The organism is Lysobacter sp. FW306-1B-D06B, from assembly GCF_038446665.1.
Lineage (GTDB): Bacteria > Pseudomonadota > Gammaproteobacteria > Xanthomonadales > Xanthomonadaceae > Lysobacter_J.
On sequence record NZ_CP151802.1, the window covers coordinates 4,224,359 to 4,235,567 of the forward strand.

General features: G+C 68.4%; 9 protein-coding genes and 1 other RNA gene. 8 read left to right on the top strand and 2 right to left on the bottom strand.

The features are described 5' to 3' along the window. Positions 1-47 precede the first annotated feature (47 nt). On the bottom strand, positions 48-1,376 hold the full coding sequence (locus AAFF32_RS19520) for an aminopeptidase P N-terminal domain-containing protein (RefSeq protein WP_216964138.1): 1,329 nt from the start codon (positions 1,374-1,376) through the stop codon (positions 48-50). A gap of 103 nt (positions 1,377-1,479) precedes the next feature. Continuing rightward, positions 1,480-2,019, bottom strand: coding sequence for a UPF0149 family protein (locus AAFF32_RS19525; RefSeq protein WP_216964341.1), 540 nt, complete (start codon positions 2,017-2,019; stop codon positions 1,480-1,482). A 135-nt stretch (positions 2,020-2,154) separates the two neighbouring features. Between AAFF32_RS19525 and AAFF32_RS19530 the strand changes: the two genes are divergently transcribed. From AAFF32_RS19530 to AAFF32_RS19565, 8 genes are all read left to right on the top strand, one after another. After that, on the top strand, positions 2,155-6,717 hold the full coding sequence (locus tag AAFF32_RS19530) for an EAL domain-containing protein (protein WP_216964140.1): 4,563 nt from the start codon (positions 2,155-2,157) through the stop codon (positions 6,715-6,717). A gap of 73 nt (positions 6,718-6,790) precedes the next feature. Then, a complete protein-coding gene (locus AAFF32_RS19535) occupies positions 6,791-7,012 on the top strand; it encodes a TIGR02449 family protein (protein WP_216964142.1) in 222 nt (73 codons plus the stop codon). Between the two features lie 7 nt (positions 7,013-7,019). Next, entirely contained in the window at positions 7,020-7,325 is a 306-nt protein-coding gene (locus AAFF32_RS19540) for a cell division protein ZapA (protein WP_216964144.1), read from the top strand. Positions 7,326-7,428: 103 nt separating this feature from the next. Beyond that, positions 7,429-7,615: non-coding RNA, 6S RNA (gene ssrS, locus AAFF32_RS19545), on the top strand. A gap of 150 nt (positions 7,616-7,765) precedes the next feature. Beyond that, positions 7,766-8,353 (top strand): 5-formyltetrahydrofolate cyclo-ligase, encoded by a 588-nt coding sequence (locus AAFF32_RS19550; protein WP_216964147.1) that lies wholly within the window; start codon positions 7,766-7,768, stop codon positions 8,351-8,353. Continuing rightward, complete coding sequence (locus AAFF32_RS19555) at positions 8,350-8,820, top strand: EVE domain-containing protein (RefSeq protein WP_216964149.1); 471 nt, start codon at positions 8,350-8,352, stop codon at positions 8,818-8,820. The genes AAFF32_RS19550 and AAFF32_RS19555 overlap by 4 nt, the downstream gene beginning before the upstream one ends. 58 nt (positions 8,821-8,878) lie before the next feature. Further along, the gene (rpiA, locus tag AAFF32_RS19560) at positions 8,879-9,541 is read left to right on the top strand and encodes a ribose-5-phosphate isomerase RpiA (protein WP_216964152.1); all 663 of its coding nucleotides are present in this window, start codon (positions 8,879-8,881) and stop codon (positions 9,539-9,541) included. Between the two features lie 127 nt (positions 9,542-9,668). Then, complete coding sequence (locus tag AAFF32_RS19565) at positions 9,669-11,138, top strand: hypothetical protein (RefSeq protein ID WP_342316078.1); 1,470 nt, start codon at positions 9,669-9,671, stop codon at positions 11,136-11,138. Positions 11,139-11,209 lie beyond the last annotated feature (71 nt).

Consider the following 11,209-nt stretch of genomic DNA (forward strand, 5'->3'; position numbering starts at 1 on the left):
TCGGCGGCCTGTCCCTCTCCCGCAAGGGGAGAGGGAACACGGGCAGCTCAGCCGCGCGCGGCCATCAATGCTTCGATTTCGTCGGCGCTGCGCGCCAGCGCGTTGGTGAGCACTTCGGGTTCGTCGCGCGTCACGAGCACGTCGTCTTCCGTTCGGATGCCGATGCCGCGCCATTTCGCATCGACGGTGGTGTCGTCGCTCGACACGTACAGGCCCGGTTCGATGGTGAAGACCATGCCCGGTTCGAGCAGGCGCGATTCGCCGTCGAGGCGGTACTCGCCCACATCGTGCACGTCGAGCCCGAGCCAGTGGCCGGTCTTGTGCCGGTAGAAACGGCGGTAGCTGCCGTCGGCGAGATTCTTCTCCAGCTTGCCCTTGAGCAGGCCCAGGCGCAGCAGGCCTTCGGTCAACGTTTCCACTGCGGCAACGTGACCGGCTTCGTACGGGATGCCCGGACGAGCCACCGCTAGCGCGGCGGCCTGCGCCTCGCCGACGAGGTCGTGCAACACGCGCTGTTCCTTCGTGAAACGGCCGTTGACCGGGAACGTACGCGTGATGTCGGCCGCGTAGCCGCGGTACTCGGCGCCGGCGTCGATGAGGACGAGTTCGCCGTCCTTCGCCTGCGCGCCGTTGGCGCGGTAGTGCAGCACGCAGGCGTTGGCGCCCGCACCGACGATGCTGCTGTACGCCGGATCGGCGTCGTTCGCACGGAACACGCGTTCGACTTCGGCCTGCAGCTGGTACTCGTGCACGCCCGGTCGCGCGGCGTGCATTGCCGCTTCGTGCGCCAGCACGCTGATGTCGGCGGCGCGCTGCATCAGGCGCAGTTCGTCGCGGTCCTTGAACAGGCGCAGTTCGTCGAGCAAGTGGCCCAGCTCGAGGAATTCGTGCGGCGGCTGCGCGCCCTGGCGCACCATCGCGCGCACGCGGTTGAGCCAGCCGATCAGCTTGAGGTCGAACTCCTGGTCGCGCCCGAAGTGGTAGTACACGCGCGAGCGGCCTTCGAGCAGGCCGGGCAGGATGTCGTCGAGGTCGGTGATGGGATACGCGTCGTCGAGGCCGAATGCTTCCACCGCGCCTTCCGGACCGAAACGCGGGCCGTCCCAACCTTCGCGCTCGGGATCGCGCTCGCGGCAGAACAGGATCACCTCGCCGTGCTTGCGGCCGGGCACCAGCACCAGCACCGCTTCGGGCTCGGGAAAGCCGGTGAGGTAGAGCAGGTCCGAATCCTGCCGGTACGGATAGTGCGTGTCGCGGCTGCGGATGCGTTCGGGCGCGGACGGGAGGATCGCGATCGCGTCGTCGCCGGCCATGCGCATGAGCTGCTTGCGGCGCTTCGCGTAGGCCTTGTCGGGGATTCGGAGGGCTTTGTGCATTTGACTTGGGATTGGAGATTCGGGATTCGGGATTCGATGGAAAAGCGGGGCATTCATGCTTTCGCTCTTGCGAATCCCCAATCCCGAATCCCGAATACCTAAGTCAGTTCAACTTCTGCCGATGCTGCGCCGCCAGCGCGCAGTCGCCGTGCAGCAGCAGCACGGCCACGCGCACGAACTCCTCGATTTCCACCAGCGCTTCCTCGTCTTCCTCGTCGCCGTCGCTCTGCGCCTGCGCGGCGGCGAGCTTGGCCAGGTCGCCGAGCGCTTCACGGCTCTCTTCCGACAGGCGCGGCTTGGCGCCGGCGGACAGTCCGAAGCCACCCAGGAATCCGCGGCACCACTCGAACAGCGCGCCGCTGCGCTCGGCCAGGGAGGCGTCGGCGTCGGGCAGCAGGAGGGCGAAGTCGAAGCTGCGGTCGGCCAGCTGCGCGGCGCTGGCCAGGCGCAGTTCGTCCAGCGCAGTGCCGGGGGCCGGCGTCGGCAGGGCGTCGTCGGCCAGCACCTTGGCCGGCCACTCCCGCAGCGAGGCACCGCCGCCGGCCAGCCAGCCGCACAGGCCGCCGTGGAGTTCATAGGGAGAAGCGGCGAGCGCCAGCTGGCGACTCTCGGCCTCGATTGCGGTCACGTCGGGCAGTTCGATTTCGGACACGAGGACTGGAAACTGGGTTGAAAGCGGGGGACGGGCCGCAGTGTAACAACCCGATGGTTGTTGCCGGCGCGAACGCCTGCCTACACTGCGCACAGCAGCGCTGCAGACGCTGCCAAGGGGTGTTCGTTGCATCGCCAGACCTTCTTCTCCGCCGCCCGGCTGGCCGGGTCGGCATTCGTGCTCGTGGCAGCCCTGGCCGGGACGGCGGGCGCCGCCACGCGGGATTTCTACTTCGACCGCCTGGGCAGCGATCGGGGATTGGTCCAGAACACCGTCACCGCGCTCGCCCAGGACAGCCAGGGCTACGTCTGGGTGGCCACGCAGGGCGGCCTGCACCGTTACGACGGCCAGCGCTACCTGCCCTACCGGCACAACCCGCGCGACCCGGCGAGCCTGCCCGACAGCCACATCACCGCGCTGGCGCTCGACGGCGACAAGGCGCTGTGGGTCGGCACCTATTCCGAATACCTCAGCCGGCTGGACCTGGCCAACGGTCAGATCCGCCGTTTCCGCGCGTCGGGCAACGCGCATCCGCATCGCCAGGTGATGGCCGTGCTGCCGCACCGCGGGCAGGTCTGGGTCGGGACGATGGCCGGCCTGGAGCGGCTGGACCCACAGACCACGCAGCGCCAGACCGTCGTGCCGCTGGAGACGCAGGTGCTGGGCAGCGCCAGCCGGCAGAGCCTGCTGGTCACGCGCGATGGCGTGGCCTGGTGGGGCGGCCCGCAGGGGCTGTACCGGCTCGACGGCAGCCTGCCCGAACGCATCGGCCCGGCCGACGCGGTGACATCACTGTTCCAGGACGGCGCCGGCCAGCTCTGGCTGGGCCGTCGCGACGGGCTGTTCCGGCTGCACAGCAACGGCCGCGAGCTGGTGCGCGCCTGGCCGCAGCAAGCCTGGGCGGAGGACTCCGTGCCGATGGTGCGCGCGATCGCGCAGGCGCCGGACCGGCACCTGTGGTTCTCCGTGTACGGCTACGGCCTGCGCCGGTTCGACCCGGTGTCGGGTCAGGTCGAAGAGGTGCGCGAAGAGCCGGGCATCGATGCCAGTCTCCCGGACGACTCCATCAACACCCTGATGATCGACCGCGGCGGCATGCTGTGGACCGGCGGCCAGTTCCGCGGCATCGCCGTCACCGACCCGCGCGGCACGCGGTTCCGCTACGTGTTCAACCTGGAGCACCCGCGCCGGCCGGACAGCCCGGCTTCGGCCGACAGCATCCGTTCGGTCGTGCAGGGGCAGGACGGCGCGCTGTGGCTCGGCACGGACAACGCACGTCTGTTCCGTTACGCCCAGGACGAAGACCGCTTCGAGGACCTGAGCGCGCTGCTCACCGAAGACGGACGCTCGCCGCACGTCACCGCCTTCGCCCCCGCCGACCCGAACGACCTGTGGGTGGCGACCGACGCCGGCCTGTTCCGCCTGGACCCGCAGCGACGCGCGGCGCGGTCGATGCCGGTGCCGGAACTCGGCCGCACGCCGTTGCGCACGCTGAGCCTGGGCCGCGACGGCACGTTGTGGATCGGCAGCCATGGCTACGGCGTGTATCGCTACCGTCCCGACAGTGGTGAACTGACCCACTACGCCTATCGCGAGAACGACCCCAGCGGCCTGAGTTATCCGGTCGTGCATGCCATCGTCGAAGACCGCCACGGCCACGTGTGGTTCGGCACCGGCGATGGTCTGGACGTGCTCGATCCCGCGACGGGACGCCTGCGTCATTTCCGCCACTCCAACACCGACGCGGAAAGCCTCCCCGGCAACCGCGTGCGCGCACTGCACCTGGCGCACGACGGTTCGCTGTGGGTCGGCACGCACGCCGGACTGAGCCGCGTGGTGGAAGAGAAGGACGGCCGCGTGCGCTTCGCCCACCCGCTCACGGGCACGCTCAGCAGCAGCTTGGTGCCGGTGGTGTTCGCCATCGCCGAAGCGCCCGCGGGGCGCCTGTGGTTGAGCACGCAGGCGGGCATCATCAGCTACGACATCCACAACGAGCGCACGCGCAACTACGGCCTCGCCGACGGCCTGCAGGACCTGGAGTTCCACGGCGGCTCGGTCGCGCAGCTCAACGATGGCCGGGTGGTCTTCGGCGGCGTTCGCGGGCTCAACCTGTTCGACCCCAGGCGCATGCCCGAATCCGGCTATACGGCGCCGCTGCGCCTGCTGGGCGCGTGGGTGGGCAGCCAGGCGAAGGCCGATCCGCGATCGCTGTGGCGGGCACCGAACCTGGAGCTGGACGAAGGCGACGGCCTGCTGCGCCTGCGTATCGGCGCGCTGGATTTCGCGCCCACCGCGGCCACGCGCTACCGCTACCGCATGGACGGCTTCGAGAAGGACTGGATCGACAACGGCACCGCGCAGGATGTCACCTATTCGCGCCTTCCGTTCGGCCATTACACGTTCCTCGCGCAGGCCACCAACCGCCATGGCGTCTGGAACGAACGCACGCTGGAGATCCCGGTCTACGTCGCGCCGCCGCTGTGGCGGCATCCGCTGGTGATCGCCGCGGGCGTGCTGGCGTTGCTTGCGCTCATCGGCGGACTGGCATGGCGCCGGCATCAGGATCGCCGTCGCGAGCGTGGCTACTTCGCCCAGATCCGCGAACGCGACGAACGCCTCAAGCTCGCGCTGTGGGCTTCCGGCGAACAGTTCTGGGACTACGACCTGGAACGTCGCGTGCTGCGCCGCACGCGCGCCGACGACCAGGCCGTGACACCGGACCTCGGCGTGCAGACGCTGGTGGAAGCGAACCTGCAGATCCACCCGGACGACCTGCCGCATGCCATCGCGCAGCTGCGCCGGCATCTGCGCGGCGAGTCGGCGCTGTACCTGTCCGAACACCGCGTGCGCGAACCCGATGGCAAATGGGTGTGGATGCGCGCACGCGGGCGCGTGGTGGAACGCGACGCCACCGGCCGCGCCCTGCGCGTGGCCGGCACCGCGCGCGACATCACCGCCAGCCGCAGCGCCGAGCGCGACCGCCGCATCGCCGGCCAGGTGCTCAACAGCATGATCGAAGCGGTGGCGGTGTTCGACCGCGAGTTCCGCTTCGTCTCGGTCAACCCCGCCTTCACCCGCATGACGGGCTACACCGACGCGGAAGTGATCGGCCGCCCGACCCGACTGCTGGACAGCGACCAGCACGACCCGGCGTTCTACCAGCACGTGCGCAGCGAACTGCGCCGCAATGGCCGCTGGTCCGGCGAGATCTGGCAGCAGCGCAAGAACGGCGACGAATTCCTGTGCTGGTTCCAGGGCAGCGAAGTGCTCGACGCGGGCGGCCAGCACGGCCACTACGTCGCGGTGCTGGGCGACATCACCGACCAGAAGCGCGCCGAGCAGGAACTGCGCTACCTCGCCAACTACGACACGCTGACCAGCCTGCCCAATCGCGCGCTGCTGTCGGAACGCCTGTCGCGGGCGATCGTGAAAGCGCGCCGGCAGAACACGCGCATCGCGATGCTGTTCCTGGACCTGGACCGCTTCAAGGACATCAACGATTCGCTCGGCCACGCTGCGGGCGACCGCATCCTGCGCGCGGCCGCGCATCGCCTGCAACAGGCGGTGGGCGCGCAGCACACGGTCGCGCGCCTGGGCGGCGACGAGTTCACGGTGCTGCTGGAGAACCTGGAAAGCGTCGAGCATTCCGAGCAGGTCGCGCGCGACGTGCTGGCGGCTTTCGAAGCGCCGCTGGACCTGGACCAGCGCCATGACGTCGTCATTTCGCCCTCGATCGGCATCAGCCTGTACCCCGATCACGCGACGGTGCCGACGGACCTGCTCAAGCATGCCGACACCGCGATGTACCAGGCCAAGGCCGCGGGCCGTCGCACCTTCATGCGCTATACCGAGGCGATGGACGTGGAGATCCGCGGTCGCGCGACGATCTCCGCGGCCTTGCGCGGCGTGCTCGATCGCAACGAGTTGCGCCTGGTCTTCCAGCCGAAGCTGTCGCTGGACCATTCGCGCATCACCGGCGTGGAAGCGCTGCTGCGGTGGACCAGTCCGGAGTTGGGCGATATCTCGCCGGCGCAGTTCATCCCGCTGGCGGAGGAAAGCGGGCAGATTCTGGACATCGGCGAATGGGCCCTGCGCGAAGCGTGCAGCGTCCTCAAGGGCTGGCGCCTGCGCGGCCTGGACCAGCTGACGATGGCGGTGAACGTGTCGGCGCTGCAGCTGCTGCGCGGCAACCTGCCCAAGCAGGTCGCGCGTGCACTGGTGGAGAGCGGCGTGCCGCCGGAGATGCTCCAGCTGGAACTGACCGAAAGCGTGATCATGGCCAACGCCGGGCAGACCTCGGCGACGCTGGACGCGCTGCGTTCGCTGGGCGTGGGCCTGGCCATCGACGACTTCGGCACCGGCTATTCGTCGCTGGCCTATCTCAAGCGCCTGCCGATCCACACGCTGAAGATCGACAAGGAGTTCATCGGCGACCTCACCCGCGACGCCGACGACGAGGCCATCACCACCACGGTCATCGCGATGGCGCATTCGCTGGGCCTGACCGTGATCGCCGAGGGCGTGGAGACCGAGGCGCAGATGCAGTTCCTGCGCGGGCGCGGCTGCGACGAGATCCAGGGGTATTGGCTCGCCCGCCCGCTGGAGGCCGCCAGCTGCCTGTCCTTCATCCGCGCCTGGACGCCGCACTCGGTGCCGGTGGGCAGCGGGACGGTGGGCACGGTCTCCTGACCGGGTGAACGGGCGCGCCGCCCCGTCCGGGCGCGCCCTTGACCCGTCACCCCGCCCTGCTATCGTGCCCGCCATGGAACAGGCCCAACTGATCGCCCAACTGCAGTCGCTGGCCGACCGTGTCGAGCAGTTGGCCGAACGTGCGCGTCGCCTCAACGAGGAGAACCGCAGCCTGCGCCAGCAACAGGAACAGCTGATGGGCGAACGCTCCACGCTGCTCGCCAAGAACGAACAGGCGCGCACGCGGGTCGAGGCGATGATCGCGCGGCTGAAGTCGCTGGAACAGCACACATGAGCACGCCATGAGCACCACCAGCGAAGTCGTCAGCATCCGCCTGCTCGACCGCGAGTACACCGTGGGTTGCGAGCCCGGCGAACGCGACAGCCTGCAGTCGGCGGCGAAGCTGCTCGACAGCAAGATGCGCGAAGTCCGCGGCAATAACCGCATGGCGGCGCTCGATCGCGTCGCGGTGCTGGCGGCATTGAATCTCGCACACGATCTGCAGCAGCTGCGTGACGAACTGGCCGCGCGCGACCGCGAGCTGGAGCGCACGCTGAGCACGTTGCACCGTCGGCTGGACGATCTGTTCGACGCGCCGACGCGCTGATCGCAACGCTGAACGGCGCTACGCGTTTCCGCACTGAATCATTCCATCGCCGGCACCGACGAGCGGGCACGCACGAACAGGTCAGCGCGCTATACTTCCGCCTCGTCCTCTGCTGTGCGCGACAGCGTGCGCAAACATTCGCCTTGCCCCTTAATGACGACACCGGGGGTGCGACGGAGGCCCGGAGTGCAAGTCCGCCTTGTAGCGGGAAGCCCGAAGGCATCCAAGCGTCCCCACTTGAACCCCGGGTTCAAGGTCGTTTCGCAAGCATCGTCATTGGCGGAGGACTTCCATCTCACGGTCGCGGCGGAAACGCCGCCACCCAGCTCGGGCGCGGATTCGCGCCCGAACTTTTTGTGCAGGACGCGAGCGCGCGTCCACCCGATGTTTCCCGTCCACCGGCCGGCCCCACGCCGCCGCACCACAGGATTCCGCGCTGCATGACGGTCGACCGCACGGCGCTGCGCCGCGAACTCCGCAACCGTCGCCGTGAGCTTCCCGCGGCGGAACGCATCGCCGCCGCCGAACGCCTCGCGCAACAACTGCTGGCCCTGCCCTTCGCGCCCGCATCGGGTTACGTCGCCGGCTACTGGGCCACGGACGGCGAGATCGCGCTGCACGTCTGGCAGCTGCGCCTGCCGCGCGAATGCATCTACTGCCTGCCGGTGCTCAGCGAGGACGGCCGCCTGCGCTTCGCACCCTGGCGTCCGGGCGATCCCCTGGTCAGTAACCGCCACGGCATTCCGGAGCCCGATATCGCCGAAACGTCACTGCTGGAGCCGGAGCAGATGAGCCTCGTCGTGGCACCGTTGGTGGCGTTCGATGAACGCGGGCACAGGCTCGGCATGGGCGGCGGTTGGTACGATCGAAGTTTCGCATTCCGCCACCAGCACGCCGCACCACCGTGGCTGGTGGGAGCCGCGTTCGACGTGCAGCGCGTCGACGCACTCGACCGCGCCGACTGGGACGTAGCCCTGGATGCGGTCTGCACCGGATCGACCACGCTCGACTGCAGGAGCCCCGCATGAGCGCCCGCCGCCGCTACTGGCTGATGAAGTCCGAACCGGACACGTTCTCCATCGACGATCTGCAACGTGTCGGCACCGAGCCGTGGAACGGCGTGCGTAACTACCAGGCGCGCAATTTCATGCGCGACGGCATGCAGGTCGGCGACGGCGTGCTGTTTTACCACTCCAACACCGACGTGCCCGGCATCGTCGGTACGGCGACGGTGGCGAGTAAGGCTTACCCGGACGCGACGCAGTTCGATCCGAAATCCGACTACTACGACGCCAAGAGCTCGCGCGAGGAACCGCGCTGGTTCCTGGTTGACGTCGCGTTCGATCGCAAGCTCAAGCGCACGATCACGCTGGACGAACTGAAGCTGCATGCTGACAAGCTCGGCGAGGATTTCGCGCTGATCCGGCGGGGCAATCGCCTGTCGGTGCTGCCCGTGTCGTCGGCGCAGTGGAAGTACCTGCTTTCCCTCGAATGACGCTGCGCGCGCGGACGCGACGCGCTCCCCGAATCCCCCTCATCGAAGCAAACACCACATGAGCGAAGCCAAGCGCCTGGCCGGCGAGAAAGCCATCGAGTACGTCGAGGACGGCATGATCGTCGGTGTCGGCACCGGGTCCACCGTCGCCTTCTTCATCGACGCGCTGGCGCGCGTGAAGGACCGCATCAAGGGCGCGGTCTCGAGCTCGGAACAGAGCACGCAACGCCTGCGCGCGCACGGCATCGAAGTGCTCGACCTCAACGCCACCGGCACGCTGTCGCTGTATGTCGACGGCGCCGATGAGTGCGATCCCCACAAGCGTCTGATCAAGGGCGGCGGCGCGGCGCTCACGCGCGAGAAGATCATTGCCGAGGCCAGTCGCACCTTCGTGTGCATCGTCGACCCGAGCAAACGCGTGGACGTGCTGGGCAAGTTCCCGCTGCCGGTGGAAGTCATCCCGATGGCGCGCAGTCTGGTCGCGCGCGAAATCCAGGCCATGACGCGTGCACAGCCGGTATGGCGCCAGAATGCGGACGGCACCGGCGTGATCACCGACAACGGCAACGTCATCCTGGACATCCATGGTCTGTCGATCGTCGATCCGGTCGCACTGGAGCAGGCCATCAATCAGATTCCCGGCGTGGTCAGCGTGGGCCTGTTCGCGCGTCGGCCGGCCGACGTGGTGATCGTGGGCGGAGAGCCGCCGACGGTCCTGTGATTTCGAGGATCTCCGGGGTTGCGAGTCTCGTCTACTGAGATCCGCTCGGCCGACCATCGCATCGCATGCCCCGCGGCGACACCGCGGGGCGACACTTTCCTGGTCCGATCGACCGGCCCGGCCCGACATGACCCTGCGCTGCCTCTTCGTCGACTTCAACTCGTACTTCGCTTCGGTGGAGCAGTACGACGAGCCGGCATTGCTGGGGCGTCCGGTGGCCGTCGTGCCGGTGATGTCGGCCACCACCTGCGCCATCGCCGCCAGTTACGAGGCCAAGGCCTTCGGCGTGAAGACGGGAACGCCCGTCTGGGAGGCGCTGGAGCTGTGCCCCGACCTGGTGCTGCGCGAGGCACGGCCCGCGCGTTACATCGCCATGCATCACCGGCTGATGGCGGCGATCGAAGACTGCATTCCTCACGGAAAGGCCGAATCGATCGATGAGGTGCCGTGCTGGTTGATCGGTCGCGAGCGCGAGCGCTCAAATGCCGAAGCGATTGCGCAGCGAATCAAGCAGCGCTTCGTCGACGAGGGCCTGAGCCCCGCGATCCGTTGCTCGATCGGCATCGCGCCCAACCGTTTCCTCGCCAAGACCGCTTCGGACATGCGCAAGCCGGACGGCTTGACCGTGCTGGAGGCAGAGGACCTTCCTCATGCGCTGCATGCGCTGGACCTGCGCGACTTCTGCGGGATCGGTCCGGCGGTGGAGCAACGCCTGCGTCGGGCCGGCATCCAGACCGCGGAACAGCTATGCGCGGCCTCGCGCCAGCAACTGCGCACCGCCTGGGGAAGCATCGAGGGCGAACGCTACTGGCTGCAACTTCGCGGCCATGAACTGCCGGGGCGAAGCGAAAAACGCGGCTCGCTCGGGCACTCGCACGTTCTGGGGCCGGAGTTGCGCAGCTTCGAAGGAGCGCGCGCGGTGCTGTTCAAGCTTCTCGCCAAGGCGGCGATGCGGCTAAGGCATGAAGGGCACTTGGCCGGCGGCATGTCGATACGGATCCGCTTCGTCGGCGCGGATGCCCGCTTCGAACGCGACCTTGCGTTCGCCCCGCTGGACGATACGCCGGCACTGCTGCGCCTGCTGGGCGACGAACTGGCATCGCTCGAATCCGACAGCCGGCAGCGGCGCTGGAATCCGAAGCGCAATCCGCCTCTATCGGTGGCCGTGACGCTGACCCAACTGGAGTCCGCGGGCAGCATTACCCAGGAGCTGATGGCGTCACGCGGGCGAGCCAAGGCGATCAGCGCCGCGCTGGATTCGATCAATCAACGTTATGGCAACAACACGCTCTACTTCGGGGCGATGCAGGAGGCGCTGGAGCAGGACGCGGCGCCGATGCGGATTCCCTTCTCCAAGATCCCGGAAACGGGGCTGGAAGAGGACGTGGCGGCGCGCAAACCTGCCGACACTGCCGAGGAACTGTGGCTGCAGCGCGAACGCCAGTTCAAGGTGATGGCCGAAGCGGCGCACCGCCAGGCGCAGACTCGTGCCGCCAAGCCGGCAGCGCGGTCGCCGGGCCCTTACGGCGCGGGAGGCTGGGCGCGTGGGGCGGGCGAGGATTCGGAAACTCCAGAAGGGTCCGGTTCGCTGTTTTGAGGGGAGGGAAAACGCGGCGCTACCGCAGAGGTTTCGGCCGGTGTCTGTTTGTGCGCCCCGCGTGATCGGGT

Coding starts and splice junctions, on each gene's coding strand:
- AAFF32_RS19535 (WP_216964142.1), top strand. CDS start 6,791: ATGGAACAGGCCCAACTGATCGCCCAACTGCAGTCGCTGGCCGACCGT.
- AAFF32_RS19565 (WP_342316078.1), top strand. CDS start 9,669: ATGACCCTGCGCTGCCTCTTCGTCGACTTCAACTCGTACTTCGCTTCG.
- AAFF32_RS19550 (WP_216964147.1), top strand. CDS start 7,766: ATGACGGTCGACCGCACGGCGCTGCGCCGCGAACTCCGCAACCGTCGC.
- rpiA (WP_216964152.1), top strand. CDS start 8,879: ATGAGCGAAGCCAAGCGCCTGGCCGGCGAGAAAGCCATCGAGTACGTC.
- AAFF32_RS19540 (WP_216964144.1), top strand. CDS start 7,020: ATGAGCACCACCAGCGAAGTCGTCAGCATCCGCCTGCTCGACCGCGAG.
- AAFF32_RS19520 (WP_216964138.1), bottom strand. CDS start 1,376: ATGCACAAAGCCCTCCGAATCCCCGACAAGGCCTACGCGAAGCGCCGC.
- AAFF32_RS19555 (WP_216964149.1), top strand. CDS start 8,350: ATGAGCGCCCGCCGCCGCTACTGGCTGATGAAGTCCGAACCGGACACG.